Here is a 15,346-nt window from a genome sequence, read left to right on the forward strand (position 1 = left end):
GGGATGGTTTGGTTGGGGTGTCTCCCTCAACTGAGGGATGGAAGAAGCATTGGCTTCGGTAAACCTGAAGAAGGCCTTCGCGGCTTTCGTTGCCCGGATTGAGGCCTTGCTGGATACCCCGAATCTGTTGGTCAGACCCCACATGGGCTGGAGTTCCCGCCGGGCCCGCAGCCGTTTGGTGCAGACCCTGGCGAGGCATCTGAAGGCCTACGTCTCCTACTGAGTGGCTTCAGCCTGACCCTCAGCTCGGCATAGCCAGAGGCGGATGAACAATCCCTGATAGAGCTGCAGAGGTGAACGCCAACCGGCTTGCTCCAGCACAGCCGCGACCCGGCTGGCATCAAGGGAGAACACCACCTTGTTGCGGCTGTCCCTGATTTTTTCAAGCCGGTCTTCAGGAACGCCCCGGTCGACAAGCCGTTGCCACGCCACATTGAACACTTCGCGTTGGCTCTCGCCCTCCTCCGCTTCGCTGTAGGCACTCAGCAACAACACGCCGCCATCAGCCGTGAACTGCGTCAGTTCGCGCAACATCGCGTTCTGCTCGTCATGGGGCAGCAGGTGAAGCACGTTGTGGCACACCACCAGATCAAACCGGGCGCCGTTCAGTTCGCCCTCGAGCGCCGCGTTCAGGGTGCAGGGCAGCAACCGACAGCGGCTGCTGCCGGGGTGATCCGAAAGGGTTTTGCGGCATTGCTCCAGCATCAGCTCACTGGGCTCGAGCACCGTCAGCTCAGCATCAGAGCAGGCGTTGAGAAGGTTTGGAAGTTCATCGCCGGGGCCGGGACCCACCACCAGCACCTGCTGCGCATCGCTTGCTGTGGCCTTGATCGCTGCTCTGGCGATCTCGTGCAGAACGTCGTGGCCGGGAATGGAGTCTTGAATGCTCTTGCGATAGGTGCGGCCGTACTCGCCATCGAAATCAAGGGAGGGCATGGGCCACCGCGATGGATCTTTCCCAATGATGGTTGCTTTGTGCGATTCAGCCCTGGAGGTTGCCGATGCCGTTGTGCACCCCATCCCCTACCAACCTGACTGCAGTCTTGTCAGCCAGCGCCCTCGTGTCTGCCAGCAACGGTGCCTGCTGGCGCCATCCCTCGTCTGAGGGATGGTCTCGCCCCGATGACTCCCCCAACTGAGGGATGTGATTCTTCTGCTGTTGGGGCTCAATAAAGAAGCGCGCCATTGCTTCCTATGCCCCCGGTTTACGACTTGATCCTTCAGCGCAAGGGCGAGCTGCAGACCGAAACGGTGCAGGTGGCCGATGCCGCCCAAGCCTGGCGATTGGGGCGTGAGCGCTATCCCCACTGCATTCGTGGCGTTGTTCGTCGGGATAGCTGCCGTGATGGCTCTGCAGCTGAGCCATCCAAACGCCGCTAAAAGGAAGGCATTTGAAGGTCTTGGAATGGAGCTGCGGCTTGAGTCGCGTGCGTTGCATGAAGCCATCGAAGCGACGGCGCAGTTCTTTCAGAACCAGCGGGTGGTGGTCTGCTGCGGTGACCGTCTAACCCTCACCTGTCTCTGCCTGGCGGAGCCGATTCGCCGTGCCGTGGTGGGCGCCGCCACCACCGAGGAGGAGGGCTTCGAGTTGGTGCTGCGCACCCGGCCGAGCCTGCTGATCTGCAGTGCGGATCTCGAAACCGGCTACGGCATGAACCTGCTGCGGCGGGTGAAGGCGGAGCTGCCCACCTGTCAGCTCCTGATCGTGCTGGTGCGCGAAACCCAGGCCGTGGTGCAGGAGGCGATGGAGGCCTATGCCGACGCCGTGATCTTCAAATCAAGCCTTGGCACAGGAAAGGGTGATTTCGTTCAAGCCCTTCACACCCTCGCCGAAGGAGGCGTGTATTTCCCCGAGGAGATTCGTAGCCTTGGCGCGGCCCAGGCGCCGAACCCGAATCTGCCCGCGTTGATTGAAGACCTCACCGAGCGTGAGCTGGAGGTGGTGGCGGGGGTGGCCCGAGGTCTCACCAACCAGGGGGTTGGCAGCAGCCTCGGCATCTCGGTGGAAACGGTGAAGACCCATGTGATGAATGCCAAAGACAAACTTGGTGCTGCTGATCGCACTCAGTTGGCGGTGATGGCACTGCTTTATGGCTTGATCGATCCCCTCGGCTGATTCACTTGCTTCACTCACTTCGGCAAGCCTGTTCGGTGATCACGGTCGCCATCCCGCTTCGGTCGCCGCCGCTTGATCCATAGGGTCACTGCGTTGCTTTTTTGTGATGTCCGAGGAAACCACCAACCCGCAGTCTTGCAACGGCAAGAAGCGGGCGATGCTCGCCTATGGCGTGATTCAGATCTCCGCCACCGTTGTTTCAGCCGTGTCGTTGGCGGCCATTGCCTTCGGTTTGTGTGCCGTGAAGCAGGAAAGCCGTTTGTTCAATGGCTGCGTTGAGGCTGTCGTGGCAGATGGCAGGTCTCAGTCCGAAGCTGTTCGTTACTGCAACGGCGGTTGAGATTCAATCTCAACCGTTGTCTGCGGTTGATCAAGAGCCCTTGGCGACGCTGCGTTTTGAGCGAGACCAGGCCTTCGTTGTGGGGTGAGTCAGCCAACGCCATTTGGGCGAGCAACCCAGCTTTTAACTATTACTAAGTTCATCTCCAACAATTAAGAGATCGCCATATCTTTGATCTGATTTCACTGTTTCCTCGGATGCCAGCCCTGAAGTACAAGCGGGATTTCACCCACGAACAGCGGGTGTCCTTCGCCTTTGCGAACTCCGTGGACGCAACCAAAAGTGCCAGCTCCAACAAGCGCAAGGCGGCATCCACACCTGCTGAGTACAAGCAAAACCAATGCGCCGCCATGGGCATTGGCATGGGCCCTCGGATCCATGAGGAGTGCCCCTTCTCGGCGATCAACCACTCCTATGCCTCAACGGGCAGCCAGGCTCTGGAAGCTGCCATCAACGCGGGTTACAAGCAGGTGTTCGGCAACATCGGCATCTCCTCCAACCAGCGTCTCGTCTCACTGGAGGCCTTCCTCTGTGATGGCCGCATCAATGTGCAGGGCTTCATGGCCGGCCTGGTCAAATCTGAGCTCTACAAGCAGAAGTTTTTCCACGCCGTGTCTCCCATGCGCGGCATCGAGCTCACCACCAAGCACCTGCTGGGGCGTCCTCCCATCGATCAGAAGGAAGTGAGTGCTGGCATTCAGCTGATCGCTGAAGAGGGATTCGACGCTTTCGTCGACAGCCTCGTCCGCTCCGAGGAGTATCTCGAAACCTTCGGAACTGACACGGTTCCCTACCTGCGTGGTTTCAAGTCGGAAGCACGGGCTTCCTGCTCCACCTTTGTTGGCATGGCCGAAATCACTCCGGCAAATGCCAGCTCTGAAAACGCCATGTACACCGGTCCTTCTCTGGTGAAGCGCTTCAGCATGGATCTCGGTTCCTTTGCCGCTGCTGCCGTCTACTCAGACGACAGCGATCGTGGTGGCTTCTCCTACACGAATGCAGTCAGCAACCCCCGCAACGCTGCTTACCGTCGGATGTATGGCGGCAAGTTCAACTACGGCCGCTTCTGATTCATTGCTGCTTGCAGCACTGAGCTGAGAAACAAGAAGGGCAGGAGAGCTAACTCTCTTGCCCTTTTTTAATGGCGGCGCGGCTGATCTGCTGGCGTGGCCCTCAACCCCCTTGGGCCGCCCCTGGGTATGAATACTCATTGAAAATGATCCACGCTTCCGTAAGATCTCGTCGCTCTTGAATCGTTTGATGCATTACTTCGGGCTCTTGGTGCACGAGAGTGGCCAGGTGACTGCTCTCTTTGAAACTCAATTGCTCGAAGTTGCGGTGACTAAGTTTTTTCAACAATGCCTGCAGAATGGCTATGCGCCTGTTGATGTTCATCTGCGATTAATCAAGTATTCGTCGCCAAAATTTCCATTTGAGACCTGTCTTGATAAAAGTCTTTTGGTATCTGGATATAACTTGCAAGTAGAAAATTATCAGTAGCGGATCTGATTTTGCTGCGATGGGATGCGTTCGCCATCGGAGTTAGTGATGTTTGGCTGTTGCTTGATTCTTGAGTTGATCTCTTGGCCAGGCTTGCTTTCGGCAGTCGCTCCCTTTCTTGTTTCCGTCAGCGCGTGAAGCGGAGATGAGATCTTGGTTAGTGCCCCTGACTGATGCTCCTTGGCCAGCCCAGCCGACGCCGACGCCAACCTCAAGCGGGCTCTTGAGCAGCTCAATGACAATGAAGTCGCGGTGGCCGAGGCCATCAATGAAGTGCGGGCCGAGCACGCCCGAAGTGAACCGCCGCTCACTGGGCCTGCCCTGCTTGAGCGCATTGATCAGTTGGCAACCCAGCGGACTCTCGACAGTCAGGACGCCGCGATCCTCTGCCATTGGCCCGATGCCGCTTCCATCGGCCAGGCCTGGTTCGAGCTCAAGCACCCCGGCAGAAGTGTGCCCAGCCCGATGCTCGTGCTCGATGCCTATCTCGTCGGTGCTCCGCCGTTCCTCAGCAAGGCCCAGCGTGATCAGGTGGGCGACTGGTACCGGAGCAAGGTGAGTGCCAATCCTGAGTACACCGATGCCGTCACCGGGGCAGCCAAGGCTTTTGTGCTGATCGGCGATCTCAATGCCAGTGCCGCCGGCATGGCCTGGCAAACGCTCATTCCCGATCTGCTCGAGCAGGGGCACGATCTGGAGTTCAATGTCACCAAGGAGCAGGTGACAGCTGCGGCGGCCCGCTGGATTGTTGCAGTGGCTGACACTTTCGCGGCACCATCGCTGGATTAACGCGAGCGATTGATGGGCCTTCAGCTGGTTTCTGCCGACTTCCTCCACGAGGACGGCATCACCTATCGGATCCGCCGCGACAGCCTCGAGCAGGACTTCACCATTGAGGAGAAGCGCGATGGTTCCTGGGTCGACTGCGGCCTCGATCAGGCGGTGAAGGATGTGAACTTCGCTGAGTTCAAGCGCCTCGGTCTCCTGATCAAGAAGGTGATGGATGCCGACCAGTGGCTGGCTTGAGCTGATCGGAGTCGCGACTCCTGGCCGGGCGCGCCAGGATGTAACGAATTCGTTACACGACTCTCATGACTGTCGGAGAAATTTTCCTCGAGAGCCTCTCCACCGGAGTGATCACTGAGCATGAGGTGAGCTGGCTGACCTCGCACCAGAGCAGTTTTGACCGTCCGGAGGAGGCCGCTGCCATTCGGCTGGGTCGCCTGATGGACCAAGGAGAGATCAACCTCGGTTGCCGTCTGCCGGAACCGATGCTGCGCCACCAGGAGGTGTTGGTGGATTGGATCGAACCTCTGGGCCGCCGTCGTCACCGCGCAGCCGCCTGAACCAGCAGGCCGTCCTTCGGGCTGGGGCTGGGAATCAGCTGCAGCGCCAGGTCTTGATCTGGCTGCAGCTGCAGCTCCACCGCCTGGAGCACGCCAACCGCCATTAGGCGGATCTCCAGTTCCGCGAGGGCCTTGCCAAGGCAGACCCGCTCGCCGCCGCCGAAGGGCAACAACGTTTGCCCGAAGGATCCATCCAGGTGCCGTTGCGGCCGGAATGCCGCAAGGTCGGCGTCGTCGTTGTCGGATGCCGGGCTCAGCACCACCTGAACCACGCTGCCCTGCGGAATGGCGACCCCCGCCAGGGTGATCGGCGCCAGGCTGCGCCGGAAGAACCCTCCCACCGGAGGCGTCAGCCGCATCACTTCCAACACCGTGGCATCCAGCCGCGGCGACGTCACGCTTTCAGCCAGTCCCTCCCGTAACCAGGTCTCGATCTCCGGGTTCAGCAGCAGCGCTCGAAACAGGCAGCTCAGTGACGATGCGGTGGTTTCGTAGCCGGCGAACAGCAGCAGCAGCAGTTGCTCGGCCAGGTCGTCGTCGTCCAGGGGGATGCCGGCTTCATCCAGTCCGCCACTCAGGAGATCAAGGCCCCCTGCCTTGCTGCCCCGTTGCAGCTCAGCCTTGATCCGCTGCAACAGCCGCTGACGTGCGGCCATCGCCTTGGCGAAGGGTGTTCCCGGGATCGCCAGCGGAATCGAGAACAGGGCCCGAGTCCAGATCTCGAAGTCGGCGAACAGGGCATCGCGGCTAGCGCCATCCAGCCCCAGCACCGTGGTGGCAATCACCGCAAAGGCGAAGCGGCGCATCCGTGCCGCCAGCGGCAAAGGTTTCTTGGCGGTGACCAGCTCCTGGCATAGCTCCTCAACCAACTGCTGAATCGAAGGGGTGTAGCGCGCCAGAGCAGCGCTGGAGAACAGTTGCCCCACCACCCGCCGGCGCGCTTTGTGGCCTGTGCCATTGCGGTTGGCCAGCGACTTGCTGCCCAGCAGTTGCTGCACACTGTCGGGCCACCAACCCTCCAGGGCATCGCCCTGACCCAGCAAGTCGCCGATGGCCCGTTCACCACGGATGAACACCATGCGCTGGGCCAGCAGCTTGGTTTCGAATACATCGCCGTAGGCCTGGAACCGCCGTTGGGCGAAGTCGGCCTGAGTGAAGAACGCCAGGGTTTCCCCCAGTCCGCTCACGGCGCCCGTGCTTGGGAGGGGAATGGTCGTCATCGCAGCAGTGGGGGAATGGCTGTTTTAGGGCTGACAGTGCTGCAGGTGCTGGCTACCTGAAGGTGTGTGCTGCGCCAACTTCGTGGATCTCAAGTTCCTGGTCATGGTGCTGGTCTCCCATTTGATCAGCGCTGGTTTGTCCAAAACTGTTGCCGCCCAGAAGGCACGCAACAGCAACCGCTGGTTGTTGGCTGGCCTGTTGTTTGGTCCGTTGGGTCTGATTGCCGCCGTCGGGATGCCGGATCGTCATCAGATCGTCTATCTCCGTTATCTGGCCGAACAGCAGGGATACCAACCTCGCCATGCCTGTGGTGGGCAGAAGGGTGACACGGAGACTTGAAAGCTGTGGCTTTAGGGCCTCAGCGGCAGCGTTGAAAGCGAACAATGCTGCGGGTCAGCCCTTTTTCGGGCCAGTTGGGCATCACCCTCCAAGGGGTGCGCACCGTGAGCAGATCACCGTCGATTGAGAAAAATCGGGTCTGTTCGGTGCCAACCCACTCGGGGTTCCAGGCCACATCCACCTTGGTGATCCAGCGATCACCCTCCAGGCAATAGATACCGGTGTAGGCAATCATGTTGCTCAGTAGAGATGAGCGCTCCTCGGCGCTGGCGCCTGGTTGCCGTCCTTCGGCCGAGAGCATGAAGGAGAGACGTCCTTCCGGTGTGAAGATCACATATCCGCTGGGGTGATCGCCCATTGGCGCAAAGGTGTTGCCATTGGATTGTTCTTCGACGCAGTAGCTCAACAGCTGCCAGGCGCCATGAACTGTGGGTGGAGTGATGGTTTCGGCGGGTTGAATCTCACTGACGCTCACAACTGAACCTGTTCCTGACGAGCAACCTATCGATCGCCATCCAGCTTCTACAGCTTGGATCTCGGGATTCCTGTGAAATTGAAGCCATTGAATGCCGATCCAGTAACAACAACCACGAAACTGCTCGGGTTTTGATGGCGTCGTCCTGCGGTGCGCGTCGATGGCTGACTGGTGCAAGCGGACTTGGAGGTTCATGGTGATCCGTCCTGATCAACAGCCAGCAAGCATTTTCTGGGATTGGATCTGGTCTGAAACTCATAACCTGATGTCGGTTCGTGTTGACCAACCAACCGACGCCCCCCTGAGCAGGATCTGATTGGAACTGAGAGTCGGTGTCTGTCAGCTCGTTCAATCTTCGATGCCATCTGTTGGCATCTGATGGCTGTGTCAAACCATCCACCCACGGCGATCGAGATTGTCGCTTGATTCTTGCTCGCAATCCGTTGCATCGGTCGGGTTCATCGATCGGGTTTATCGATTGAGCCTGCGGTGTTGAAAGACTTCCGAGCAAATCAACTGAAATTAGCTTTTTTATCCCCTTGTGATCTTGCAAATATGGTGTCTAATACGTAGGTCTCGTTCTCACAGTCCCATGCTTACCGGAGCTGAATTGCTCAACCGCGTCAAGGAACTTGGCGATTGCGCCAAAACAGATCTGGCCAAAGGTTGTGGCTATGTCGTCACCAAGAAAGACGGCTCTGAACAGGTGAAATTCACGGCGTTCTACGAGGCTCTGCTGGAAGCCAAGGGCCTCTCCTTTTCCACCGGTGGATCCGGTGTTGGTAAGGGTGGTCGCAAGTTGTCTTACAAAGCTGTGGTTCAGGGCAATGGCAATCTGCTGATCGGTAAGGCCTACACCGCCATCCTTGAACTGCAGCCTGGTGATGAGTACGAGATCAAGCTGGGACGTAAGCAGATCCGCCTGATTCCCGTGGGTGGTTCTGAAGAAGAGGATTGATTTCCTTTCTTGTTCAGCAGAAACAACATTTCTCCCTGTGGCCCCTTTAGGTTCCACGGGGAATTTTTTTTGCTCCAATGCCCTACCAACCCACCAAGGAGCATTTGGACCATCACATTCCAGACACCTTCAAGAGCATCAACAACATGATGCGGCAGCTGAAGCAAGACATCGGCATGGATGACCGTTACATCGCTCTGATGCTTGATGCTTTGTCGCGGGAATATTCAGCCAAGCAGCCAATTGGTGATGGTTTCGGCTTTCGCTGAACGTTGAAGGGCTCTTCCAATCAACCTCTTCCAATCAACCTGTTGCTACCAACCGGTGGAATGGCGCCTCAGTTCACCGATGAAACGACTCCTGCTCGTCCACAACCTGGTGCATGGTCAGAGCGTTGTGCATGAATTGGACGATAAGGACTTCGCTGTGGAATTGGTGGAGGGCGATCCCGAGGTGGATGAGCAGGGGGAGATGGACGTGGAAAGTCGTTTTTTCATCCGGGTCGACACCGAATGATTCCGGTGAGCAGCTCAGCACAGAAGTGATTGGTTGCACTTGATCAGCGCTATCTCGAAGACATCAGTTGGTGGATCGTGATGTCGACGCGCTACGTGCTTCGGACGGGAGAAATCATTCTCTCCAATCGCAACCCTGAGGGGCTTGATGTCTACTGCTACCGAACGGGCTACAACCATCACACCTGTCTATTGCTCTCCGAGCAATCCGAGGCGGACTTCCTGCTCCGCTATGGATCGGAGGAGTTGAACGTGGCCTACCCAGGTTGACTGCTGCCTTGGCCCTTCCCCCAGGCCCTTGACGCTGCTCAGATCGTGGCCTGAATGGGTTGGCATCAAGGCAATTCCATGGATGACGTCAGGCTGCAACTGCTGCTTCAGGAAGCTGAGGACCATCTCCGTTCCCGCAGCTGCCGTCAACGCTATGAGCGCGCCGTCGTTCGTCTGCCCGACAGCCGCCGGGGCATCTGGTTCGGTGATGACAAGCGAGCTGCCTGATCCTCTGTATCGGTGCTGAGCGGCTGCACATCCCGCTTGATCTTGGGGCGATCGCCCTCAGCTGACGGCTGACGGTCTTGCGGCTGGTGCCTTGCAGGCCGACTCCAGGGGGGCGTGTAGCAACTCAAAGACCGAATCGATGCGTTCAGCTTCCACTTGCGAGATGGAGAGCATCAAGGCCAACAGATCAAGCCGGCGCCGCTCCTCGGCTGAATAGGGCCCGTCGGAGCGCATTAGTTCCGAGGCCATGGCGTAAGCCGTGAGGGCCTGATCGGCCGTGAGCACCTTGGTTGCCTCCACCATCAGAGCTTTGGTGCCCCGCTCCAGCCGCATGGCTAGCACCGCATCCATCAGCAACACCAGCTCGTTGTCACTCATCCGGCAGTAGGGCTCGCGGTAGTCGAGGGCGTGCCGGAATGCCCTTGCTCCGGCGCGGCTGAGGGTGTCGTCCCACGACACCGCTGTGAGGCCAACGGCCGCAAAGGCTGTGACGACATTCATCGGGGATGACGCAGGTGTTGCCCAACTGTCAACGCAATCCCCGGTTCGTGATTGTCTAAAGCGCCACAGAGCGACCGAGATGAGTCGTTTGGCCTACCTGGGAGATGGCCTCACTCCGGAAGACGCTCCACGGCCACATGCATGAACCGTTTCACCATGGCGATCGGCCAGCCTTCCCGCTGCAGCTCCTCAGCGATCTGATCAATCTGATAAACGATTTCCTCGGCGACGAGCTCTTCCAGCAGATGGTTGGAGTGTTGCGTGGTGGTCATGGCTCGATTGCACTGCTTCGGGGCTAACCCATCCAGGCCACGTTTTGCCACTTCGATTCTGTGGCGTCCGGTTGCAGGCTGGTGCTGCTGTTGCCAACTTGAGGGGATGAAACATCCCTCCCTGCTCCGGCGCATCGGCACCTACCTGCTCGGTCTGGTGGATGAGTATTGGGCGATGCGTCGTCCTTGGCAGTACGGCGCCAAGCAGCCCCAATGCGGATTGCAGTGCGATGGCGACCACTGCGAACGGATCGACTGAGCCACTGAAAAAAATGCGCCTTTACACGGGTTGCCGTTGCTCTGTGTCCTCACAACAGTGAGGTCAGCACCTGGAGATTGGATGGAGTTCAAAAGCCGCATTTTTGCCACCTCGCGAGGCTCCACCATCGATGCCATCGGTGAAGGGCGTTATCTGGTCTGCAATCCGGCTTACTGCTTCATGGTGCATGGCCTGCGTCAGGCTCATGAAGCCGTTCAACGCCAGGAGAAGTCCGCGCTTTGAGCCATGGCTGAGTACCGAATTCACTGCAAGCACTGTGGCTACGAGGGGAAGGACAACTCCCGTTGGATCCCTTTCGTACAAGTGGAGCGTCGGGGGCAGGATTGCCCCCACTGCGGTCGCCCGACTCTGCTTGAGCCTTGGTGCACCTTGCGGGCTGAAACATCCATGCCTGACTACTGATTTCGCCTTTGCGACGCAGCTGCCGGGCTAAAAGTTTTGCCAGCTGCTGGTCAGCCACTGGGGAGCCAGGCTCCACCAGATCGCCGTCGCTACGAAGATGGCGGCCAAGCCGATCAGGCTGGTGATCAGCTCCTCCTGGCGGTCATCGGAGCGCAGTTTCTTCGCTTTGCCCATCATTCCCTCGTGCTCTTCCTTCGGTTTAGAACCTCTGCTCACAGTTGGCCATCGGTCAAAACACCCGGCCGCTGCCCTGGCGATGATGGAGTCAGCTTCAAGGCCCGATGAGCACCGCCACGTTTGCTGAGTTCGCCGAGCGGGCCGACTATTCCCTGTTGGAAGCCCTCACCCCTGATCCGGAGGCGACAGCGGATGGGCAGGATCACCGCCCACGCCAGGTTCTCTCCGGCCATTACGTGCCGGTGACCCCCACCCCGATTCCCGATCCTGAATACCTGGCGCACAGCCGATCGTTGTTCGGCGAGCTTGGTCTCAGTGATGACCTGGCCCAGGACAGCCAATTCCGACGGATGTTCTCCGGCGATCTCCGTGTGGCCACCGGTCCAATGCGGCCCTGGGGCTGGGCCACCGGCTATGCCCTTTCGATCTACGGCACGGAATACACCCAGCAGTGCCCCTTTGGCAATGGCAATGGCTACGGCGATGGCCGAGCCATGTCGGTGTTTGAGGGGGTGTTTGAAGGCCGCCGCTGGGAGATGCAGCTCAAAGGGGGTGGTCCGACGCCCTATTGCCGTGGTGCTGATGGTCGAGCGGTGCTCCGCTCCAGTGTTCGTGAGTTTCTCGCGCAGGAGTTCATGCACGCCCTTGGTGTGCCCACCTCCCGTTCGTTGACTCTCTACGTCTCCCATGCCGAGACGGTTCGTCGCCCCTGGTATTCCGAGAACTCACGCTCCATGGACCCGGACGTGATGGTCGACAACCCCGCGGCCATCAGCACCCGGGTGGCGCCATCGTTTCTGCGGGTGGGTCAGCTGGAGTTGTTCGCCCGCCGTGCCCGCAGTGATGCCCATCCCAAGGCGCACCAGGAGCTGCACCTGATCGTGGCGCACCTGATCGAACGAAATTATCGCCAGGAGATCGATCCCCGCCTGCCCTTCAGCGATCAGGTTGTGCTGTTGGCCCAGTTGTTCCGTGATCGCCTCACGGCCTTGGTCGCCAACTGGATCCGCGTTGGCTACTGCCAGGGCAACTTCAACAGCGACAACTGCGCCGCCGGTGGCTTCACCCTCGATTACGGGCCATTCGGATTCTGTGAGCTGTTCGATCCGCGCTTTCAGCCCTGGACCGGTGGCGGAGCTCATTTCTGCTTTTTCAACCAGCCGGTTGCCGCTGAGGCCAACTACCGCATGTTCTGGAAATCCCTGCGCACGCTGATGGAGGGCCAGGCGGAGGCCCAGGCCCAACTCGATCAGTTGCTGGAGGGTTTCCCTGTTGCCATGCAGGACGCCATGCAACGGATGTGGAGCAGCAAACTCGGCTTGTCCTGCACCGCTGAAACACTGGTGCAGGAGTTCCTGCAGCTCCTGGTGGAGTCGAGCGCCGATTATTCGATGTTCTTCCGCCGCTTGTCGGATCTGCCCGATCAGATCGATCCGCTGCGGGACTGTTTCTATCTGCCCCTCTCGGCGACCCTTGAATCCCAGTGGCAGGACTGGTTGCAACGCTGGCGTGCCCAGTGGCCCCATGGCGTCGATCCGGCCCTGATCTCCGCGGGCATGCGGCGGGTCAATCCGGCGATCACCTGGCGTGAGTGGCTGATCGCTCCGGCTTACCAGCAGGCAGCCGAAGGCAACACCTCTCTGATGGCTGAACTGCAGCAGCTGTTCAGTGCCCCCTACGACACCCCTTCCCCCGACCTGGCGGCCCGCTACGACCGCTTGAAGCCCCGGGAGTTCTTCAGCGCTGGAGGGGTGTCCCACTACAGCTGTTCGTCTTGACCGCTGACGACGTTCTGCGCTTCTGGTTCCAGCAGTGCCGTCCCTGGCAGTGGTTTCGTCGCCGCGACAGCTTCGATGCCCTCGTGTCGGATCGTTTCGGTGCTTTGGTTGAGCTTGCCCTTGCCGGTGATCTTCAGGAGTGGGCCGATCGGCCCTCCAGTGCTCTGGCTTTGGTGTTGTTGCTGGATCAATTCAGCCGTCAGATCTGGCGCGGGGAGGCCAAGGCCTTTTCAGGAGATCAACAGGCGTTGGCTGTTGCCCTGATGGGCCTCCAACAAGGATGGGTTGCGGCTGAACCGCAGCGACCGCGACGTCAGTTTTGGCTGATGCCTTTGCTGCACAGCGAAGAGGAAGGCGTGGTGGCGAAGGCCATTCCCTTGCTGGAGCAATGGGCGGATGCCGCCACAGCCGATGTGGCCCGCCGCAATTTGATGCAGCTGCATCGTTTCAGTCGTTATCCCCAGCGCAATGCTGCCCTCGGACGCAACAGTTCACGGGCAGAAGTCTTGTTTCTGGAAGGATGATCCCGTTGCGCGTGTGTCTCGCTCTATCTCCGCAATCGGTTCTCAGCAAGCGATGGTCTCAACGTAAAAGGTATCTCGTTAAAGCTCGGTTTTTCAGGAATTTATTGCAGTTTCATACGCTAGATCAAGGAGTCCAATCTTGATCCAGTCTCCCGATGGCCAAAATGACAAAGGAGTGAGGTGAATGCAAACCAACGCAATTATTTCTCCTCCTAATGACAGCTCAGCTTTGTTGTAGAGCTCTGCTTACTTCTGTTCCCCTTCATCAGCCATCAATCGAAGCGCCGCATTCATGACGGCAACTTTTACCTCCCGTCGCTCCAATCCTTGACGTTCGAAGTGACGGACGATGCGCGACAGGTCCCACCAGACAGCGACTTCGACTTCATCCATTTCATTGGCGACGTGGAGAGCCATGACTGCGCTAAGACCTATTTCAGCTGTAGCCCGCTGCCAGCTCTTCGCGAAGCTCCTCCTGAATGACTGCTGAATTCAGTTGCGATTTAGCGTTGATGGCTGCATTCCGTGGCTACGAATCAGTTGGATGCACCATTCACCTTGCAGCACTATCTGATTGTCTGGACGTTCCCGACTGTGGAGGGGGCTTGGGAGTCATCTCCAGGCTTTGCTGAGTACATCAATGCTGGAGCCCCTGGAGATGTCTTTGATGGCTTCGCACTCAAATATCGCGTCTGCGAGCCGATCAGCGGTAGTGGGGTGGCAATTGCCGTTGCCAGTGATATCGGCAAGGTCTGGGCGCACCTCGGCCCTTGGATCAAGGATTTCGGTATTCAGTTCGATGTCACCGCCGTGGTTTCGGATGCCGAATTTGCTGCCATGTGGCCGATGGTGGAAGCTGCAGCATCCGTCGACTGAGACGGCTCTCCTTCACACCGTTGTCTGGCCGTGACGCTCGCCTTGCTTGAGCCTGTGCTGCTCCTCGTTACGGCCACAGCAGCTTCAGCGGGATTGTTGATCCTTCAGTTGGGTCTGCGACGGGTGTTTGCTGTCGCACCGCGATTAAAGCCGGCCCAGGAGGCTCCCGCCCCAGACACGTCTCTGACGGTGGTCATCCCCGCCTTCAACGAAGCCCACAACATCGCTGACTGCCTGGGCAGCGTGCTGGCCAGTGCGCCCCCTTGCCGGGATTGGTCGGTGGTGGTGGTGGACGACGAGTCAACAGACGCGACCGTCGAGAACGCCATCCGGGCCGGTTCCACCGCTTCACGGTTCCGCCTGATCAAGGCGGGCCCCCGACCTGCCGACGAGCGCTGGGTCGGCAAGAACTGGGCCTGCAGCAGGGCCGTCGAGCAGGTCTCCAGCGATTGGCTCTTGTTTATTGATGCAGACGTTCGACTGAAGCCGGATGCTCTTCAGCGGTCCCTGGCGCAAGCTGTTGATGAGCATGCCGATCTGCTGAGCCTGGCCCCTCGACTGAGCTGCGGATGCCTGGCGGAGTGGATGGTGCAGCCGATCATGGCCAGCCTGCTGGGCCTTGGCTTCCCCATCCTTGAAACCAACGATCCGCAATCGCCGGTGGCGTTTGCGGCAGGTCCGTTCATGTTGTTTAAGGCATCCACCTACGAGTGCATCGGCGGTCACCGGGCTCTCGCGGGCGAAGTGGTGGAGGATCTCGCCCTCGCCCGGGCCATCAAGGCCGGCGGCTATCGACTGAGCTATTTGCTGGGTCTTGATGCGGTCGACCTTCGGATGTATGCCGACCTCGCTGCCCTCTGGGAGGGGTGGACCAAGAATTGGTTCATCGGGTTGGACAGGGATCCAGGCAAAGCCATCGGTGCCGCCTTGGTGGTGGTCCTGATGTTCACAGCCCCGTGGCTGTTGTTGCCGACATCGCTTGTTCTGCTTTGGCTTCAGCCCGTGCTGTCGGTCGCTTGGTTGTGGCTCATGGCTTTGGCGGGTCTAGCCATCGTTCAGCTGCTGCTGCTGCGGCTCTGGACGCGCAGCACCTTTGATGTGCCCATCAGGTACTGGTACCTGATGGGTGTGGGTGGTTTGCTGGTGGGTGCGATCGGTCCTGTTTCGATCTGGCGCACACGCACGGGTCGTGGCTGGACCTGGAAAGGACGCGCTCTCGGTTAAGGGA

The 15,346-nt window shown here is 59.2% G+C and carries 29 protein-coding genes; 21 read left to right on the forward strand and 8 right to left on the reverse strand.

Annotation, left to right across the window (positions count from 1 at the left end):
- Positions 1-37: 37 nt before the first annotated feature.
- Positions 38-223: a hypothetical protein gene (locus FZZ92_RS02435; RefSeq protein ID WP_206339137.1), complete on the forward strand. Its 186-nt coding sequence runs from the start codon at positions 38-40 to the stop codon at positions 221-223.
- Here FZZ92_RS02435 and FZZ92_RS02440 read toward each other — a convergent pair.
- Complete coding sequence (locus FZZ92_RS02440; RefSeq protein WP_226422494.1) at positions 217-936, reverse strand: class I SAM-dependent methyltransferase; 720 nt, start codon at positions 934-936, stop codon at positions 217-219. The genes FZZ92_RS02435 and FZZ92_RS02440 overlap by 7 nt on opposite strands.
- A gap of 46 nt (positions 937-982) precedes the next feature.
- Positions 983-1,186, reverse strand: coding sequence for a hypothetical protein (locus FZZ92_RS02445; protein WP_226422495.1), 204 nt, complete (start codon positions 1,184-1,186; stop codon positions 983-985).
- A gap of 8 nt (positions 1,187-1,194) precedes the next feature.
- On the opposite strand from FZZ92_RS02445, the gene FZZ92_RS02450 reads away from it, so the two are divergent.
- From FZZ92_RS02450 to FZZ92_RS02480, 7 genes are all read left to right on the forward strand, one after another.
- Positions 1,195-1,380: a hypothetical protein gene (locus FZZ92_RS02450; protein WP_115094134.1), complete on the forward strand. Its 186-nt coding sequence runs from the start codon at positions 1,195-1,197 to the stop codon at positions 1,378-1,380.
- A 25-nt stretch (positions 1,381-1,405) separates the two neighbouring features.
- Positions 1,406-2,116, forward strand: a complete 711-nt coding sequence (locus FZZ92_RS02455) for a response regulator transcription factor (protein WP_166017031.1) — start codon at positions 1,406-1,408, stop codon at positions 2,114-2,116.
- Between the two features lie 106 nt (positions 2,117-2,222).
- Entirely contained in the window at positions 2,223-2,456 is a 234-nt protein-coding gene (locus FZZ92_RS02460; RefSeq protein WP_226398563.1) for a hypothetical protein, read from the forward strand.
- Between the two features lie 197 nt (positions 2,457-2,653).
- On the forward strand, positions 2,654-3,526 hold the full coding sequence (locus FZZ92_RS02465; RefSeq protein WP_226398562.1) for a phycobilisome rod-core linker polypeptide: 873 nt from the start codon (positions 2,654-2,656) through the stop codon (positions 3,524-3,526).
- 610 nt (positions 3,527-4,136) lie between these two features.
- Entirely contained in the window at positions 4,137-4,745 is a 609-nt protein-coding gene (locus tag FZZ92_RS02470; protein ID WP_226422496.1) for a hypothetical protein, read from the forward strand.
- Positions 4,746-4,757: 12 nt separating this feature from the next.
- On the forward strand, positions 4,758-4,982 hold the full coding sequence (locus FZZ92_RS02475; RefSeq protein ID WP_226422497.1) for a hypothetical protein: 225 nt from the start codon (positions 4,758-4,760) through the stop codon (positions 4,980-4,982).
- A 65-nt stretch (positions 4,983-5,047) separates the two neighbouring features.
- Positions 5,048-5,302: a hypothetical protein gene (locus FZZ92_RS02480; RefSeq protein WP_115094127.1), complete on the forward strand. Its 255-nt coding sequence runs from the start codon at positions 5,048-5,050 to the stop codon at positions 5,300-5,302.
- Here FZZ92_RS02480 and FZZ92_RS02485 read toward each other — a convergent pair.
- Positions 5,284-6,522, reverse strand: a complete 1,239-nt coding sequence (locus tag FZZ92_RS02485) for a cytochrome P450 (protein WP_226422498.1) — start codon at positions 6,520-6,522, stop codon at positions 5,284-5,286. The two genes, FZZ92_RS02480 and FZZ92_RS02485, sit on opposite strands and share 19 nt — an antisense overlap.
- 82 nt (positions 6,523-6,604) lie before the next feature.
- Between FZZ92_RS02485 and FZZ92_RS02490 the strand changes: the two genes are divergently transcribed.
- Positions 6,605-6,862, forward strand: a complete 258-nt coding sequence (locus tag FZZ92_RS02490; RefSeq protein ID WP_226398559.1) for a hypothetical protein — start codon at positions 6,605-6,607, stop codon at positions 6,860-6,862.
- A 19-nt stretch (positions 6,863-6,881) separates the two neighbouring features.
- Here the strand turns inward: FZZ92_RS02490 and FZZ92_RS02495 are convergent, their stop codons facing one another.
- Positions 6,882-7,337, reverse strand: coding sequence for a lipocalin-like domain-containing protein (locus FZZ92_RS02495; RefSeq protein ID WP_226422499.1), 456 nt, complete (start codon positions 7,335-7,337; stop codon positions 6,882-6,884).
- 592 nt (positions 7,338-7,929) lie between these two features.
- On the opposite strand from FZZ92_RS02495, the gene FZZ92_RS02500 reads away from it, so the two are divergent.
- From FZZ92_RS02500 to FZZ92_RS02520, 5 genes are all read left to right on the forward strand, one after another.
- Complete coding sequence (locus tag FZZ92_RS02500; RefSeq protein WP_115021855.1) at positions 7,930-8,295, forward strand: AbrB family transcriptional regulator; 366 nt, start codon at positions 7,930-7,932, stop codon at positions 8,293-8,295.
- A 77-nt stretch (positions 8,296-8,372) separates the two neighbouring features.
- A complete protein-coding gene (locus FZZ92_RS02505) occupies positions 8,373-8,564 on the forward strand; it encodes a hypothetical protein (protein WP_115021857.1) in 192 nt (63 codons plus the stop codon).
- A gap of 79 nt (positions 8,565-8,643) precedes the next feature.
- Entirely contained in the window at positions 8,644-8,811 is a 168-nt protein-coding gene (locus FZZ92_RS02510; RefSeq protein ID WP_170951187.1) for a hypothetical protein, read from the forward strand.
- Positions 8,812-8,840: 29 nt separating this feature from the next.
- Positions 8,841-9,080, forward strand: coding sequence for a hypothetical protein (locus FZZ92_RS02515; RefSeq protein WP_166017023.1), 240 nt, complete (start codon positions 8,841-8,843; stop codon positions 9,078-9,080).
- A gap of 78 nt (positions 9,081-9,158) precedes the next feature.
- Positions 9,159-9,308 carry a hypothetical protein gene (locus tag FZZ92_RS02520; protein ID WP_166017022.1) on the forward strand — a complete coding sequence of 50 codons (150 nt, stop codon included), beginning with the start codon at positions 9,159-9,161 and terminating at the stop codon, positions 9,306-9,308.
- A 57-nt stretch (positions 9,309-9,365) separates the two neighbouring features.
- Here FZZ92_RS02520 and FZZ92_RS02525 read toward each other — a convergent pair whose 3' ends face one another.
- Both FZZ92_RS02525 and FZZ92_RS02530 read right to left on the reverse strand, forming a co-directional pair.
- Positions 9,366-9,809, reverse strand: a complete 444-nt coding sequence (locus tag FZZ92_RS02525; protein WP_226422500.1) for a tellurite resistance TerB family protein — start codon at positions 9,807-9,809, stop codon at positions 9,366-9,368.
- Between the two features lie 110 nt (positions 9,810-9,919).
- Positions 9,920-10,081 (reverse strand): hypothetical protein, encoded by a 162-nt coding sequence (locus tag FZZ92_RS02530; RefSeq protein ID WP_170951186.1) that lies wholly within the window; start codon positions 10,079-10,081, stop codon positions 9,920-9,922.
- A gap of 106 nt (positions 10,082-10,187) precedes the next feature.
- On the opposite strand from FZZ92_RS02530, the gene FZZ92_RS02535 reads away from it, so the two are divergent.
- The 3 genes from FZZ92_RS02535 (at position 10,188) to FZZ92_RS02545 (ending at position 10,763) form a co-directional block, all read left to right on the forward strand.
- Complete coding sequence (locus tag FZZ92_RS02535; protein ID WP_226407441.1) at positions 10,188-10,340, forward strand: hypothetical protein; 153 nt, start codon at positions 10,188-10,190, stop codon at positions 10,338-10,340.
- A gap of 81 nt (positions 10,341-10,421) precedes the next feature.
- Positions 10,422-10,583, forward strand: a complete 162-nt coding sequence (locus FZZ92_RS02540) for a hypothetical protein (RefSeq protein WP_166017019.1) — start codon at positions 10,422-10,424, stop codon at positions 10,581-10,583.
- 3 nt (positions 10,584-10,586) lie between these two features.
- On the forward strand, positions 10,587-10,763 hold the full coding sequence (locus tag FZZ92_RS02545) for a hypothetical protein (protein WP_170951184.1): 177 nt from the start codon (positions 10,587-10,589) through the stop codon (positions 10,761-10,763).
- A gap of 27 nt (positions 10,764-10,790) precedes the next feature.
- On the opposite strand, the gene FZZ92_RS02550 is transcribed toward FZZ92_RS02545, so the two are convergent.
- Entirely contained in the window at positions 10,791-10,979 is a 189-nt protein-coding gene (locus tag FZZ92_RS02550; protein ID WP_226422501.1) for a hypothetical protein, read from the reverse strand.
- 65 nt (positions 10,980-11,044) lie between these two features.
- Between FZZ92_RS02550 and FZZ92_RS02555 the strand changes: the two genes are divergently transcribed.
- Both FZZ92_RS02555 and FZZ92_RS02560 read left to right on the forward strand, forming a co-directional pair.
- Positions 11,045-12,718 (forward strand): protein adenylyltransferase SelO family protein, encoded by a 1,674-nt coding sequence (locus tag FZZ92_RS02555; RefSeq protein ID WP_226422502.1) that lies wholly within the window; start codon positions 11,045-11,047, stop codon positions 12,716-12,718.
- The gene (locus tag FZZ92_RS02560; RefSeq protein WP_226422503.1) at positions 12,715-13,242 is read left to right on the forward strand and encodes a DUF924 family protein; all 528 of its coding nucleotides are present in this window, start codon (positions 12,715-12,717) and stop codon (positions 13,240-13,242) included. The genes FZZ92_RS02555 and FZZ92_RS02560 overlap by 4 nt, the downstream gene beginning before the upstream one ends.
- A gap of 246 nt (positions 13,243-13,488) precedes the next feature.
- On the opposite strand, the gene FZZ92_RS02565 is transcribed toward FZZ92_RS02560, so the two are convergent.
- Positions 13,489-13,659 (reverse strand): hypothetical protein, encoded by a 171-nt coding sequence (locus FZZ92_RS02565; protein ID WP_166017014.1) that lies wholly within the window; start codon positions 13,657-13,659, stop codon positions 13,489-13,491.
- 141 nt (positions 13,660-13,800) lie between these two features.
- On the opposite strand from FZZ92_RS02565, the gene FZZ92_RS02570 reads away from it, so the two are divergent.
- Together FZZ92_RS02570 and FZZ92_RS02575 are read left to right on the forward strand one after the other, a co-directional pair.
- The gene (locus FZZ92_RS02570; protein ID WP_115022096.1) at positions 13,801-14,118 is read left to right on the forward strand and encodes a DUF3303 domain-containing protein; all 318 of its coding nucleotides are present in this window, start codon (positions 13,801-13,803) and stop codon (positions 14,116-14,118) included.
- 30 nt (positions 14,119-14,148) lie between these two features.
- On the forward strand, positions 14,149-15,342 hold the full coding sequence (locus FZZ92_RS02575; protein ID WP_226422504.1) for a glycosyltransferase family 2 protein: 1,194 nt from the start codon (positions 14,149-14,151) through the stop codon (positions 15,340-15,342).
- Positions 15,343-15,346: the final 4 nt, after the last annotated feature.

Source organism: Synechococcus sp. MU1611 (assembly GCF_020514255.1).
Lineage (GTDB): Bacteria > Cyanobacteriota > Cyanobacteriia > PCC-6307 > Cyanobiaceae > Parasynechococcus.

What these genes read in the sequence shown, in the direction of transcription:
- FZZ92_RS02435 (WP_206339137.1), top strand. Translation starts at nt 38, where the DNA reads ATGGAAGAAGCATTGGCTTCGGTAAACCTGAAGAAGGCCTTCGCGGCT.
- FZZ92_RS02440 (WP_226422494.1), bottom strand. Translation starts at nt 936, where the DNA reads ATGCCCTCCCTTGATTTCGATGGCGAGTACGGCCGCACCTATCGCAAG.
- FZZ92_RS02445 (WP_226422495.1), bottom strand. Translation starts at nt 1,186, where the DNA reads ATGGCGCGCTTCTTTATTGAGCCCCAACAGCAGAAGAATCACATCCCT.
- FZZ92_RS02450 (WP_115094134.1), top strand. Translation starts at nt 1,195, where the DNA reads ATGCCCCCGGTTTACGACTTGATCCTTCAGCGCAAGGGCGAGCTGCAG.
- FZZ92_RS02455 (WP_166017031.1), top strand. Translation starts at nt 1,406, where the DNA reads ATGGAGCTGCGGCTTGAGTCGCGTGCGTTGCATGAAGCCATCGAAGCG.
- FZZ92_RS02460 (WP_226398563.1), top strand. Translation starts at nt 2,223, where the DNA reads ATGTCCGAGGAAACCACCAACCCGCAGTCTTGCAACGGCAAGAAGCGG.
- FZZ92_RS02465 (WP_226398562.1), top strand. Translation starts at nt 2,654, where the DNA reads ATGCCAGCCCTGAAGTACAAGCGGGATTTCACCCACGAACAGCGGGTG.
- FZZ92_RS02475 (WP_226422497.1), top strand. Translation starts at nt 4,758, where the DNA reads ATGGGCCTTCAGCTGGTTTCTGCCGACTTCCTCCACGAGGACGGCATC.
- FZZ92_RS02480 (WP_115094127.1), top strand. Translation starts at nt 5,048, where the DNA reads ATGACTGTCGGAGAAATTTTCCTCGAGAGCCTCTCCACCGGAGTGATC.
- FZZ92_RS02485 (WP_226422498.1), bottom strand. Translation starts at nt 6,522, where the DNA reads ATGACGACCATTCCCCTCCCAAGCACGGGCGCCGTGAGCGGACTGGGG.
- FZZ92_RS02500 (WP_115021855.1), top strand. Translation starts at nt 7,930, where the DNA reads ATGCTTACCGGAGCTGAATTGCTCAACCGCGTCAAGGAACTTGGCGAT.
- FZZ92_RS02505 (WP_115021857.1), top strand. Translation starts at nt 8,373, where the DNA reads ATGCCCTACCAACCCACCAAGGAGCATTTGGACCATCACATTCCAGAC.
- FZZ92_RS02510 (WP_170951187.1), top strand. Translation starts at nt 8,644, where the DNA reads ATGAAACGACTCCTGCTCGTCCACAACCTGGTGCATGGTCAGAGCGTT.
- FZZ92_RS02520 (WP_166017022.1), top strand. Translation starts at nt 9,159, where the DNA reads ATGGATGACGTCAGGCTGCAACTGCTGCTTCAGGAAGCTGAGGACCAT.
- FZZ92_RS02525 (WP_226422500.1), bottom strand. Translation starts at nt 9,809, where the DNA reads ATGAATGTCGTCACAGCCTTTGCGGCCGTTGGCCTCACAGCGGTGTCG.
- FZZ92_RS02530 (WP_170951186.1), bottom strand. Translation starts at nt 10,081, where the DNA reads ATGACCACCACGCAACACTCCAACCATCTGCTGGAAGAGCTCGTCGCC.
- FZZ92_RS02535 (WP_226407441.1), top strand. Translation starts at nt 10,188, where the DNA reads ATGAAACATCCCTCCCTGCTCCGGCGCATCGGCACCTACCTGCTCGGT.
- FZZ92_RS02540 (WP_166017019.1), top strand. Translation starts at nt 10,422, where the DNA reads ATGGAGTTCAAAAGCCGCATTTTTGCCACCTCGCGAGGCTCCACCATC.
- FZZ92_RS02545 (WP_170951184.1), top strand. Translation starts at nt 10,587, where the DNA reads ATGGCTGAGTACCGAATTCACTGCAAGCACTGTGGCTACGAGGGGAAG.
- FZZ92_RS02555 (WP_226422502.1), top strand. Translation starts at nt 11,045, where the DNA reads ATGAGCACCGCCACGTTTGCTGAGTTCGCCGAGCGGGCCGACTATTCC.
- FZZ92_RS02565 (WP_166017014.1), bottom strand. Translation starts at nt 13,659, where the DNA reads ATGGCTCTCCACGTCGCCAATGAAATGGATGAAGTCGAAGTCGCTGTC.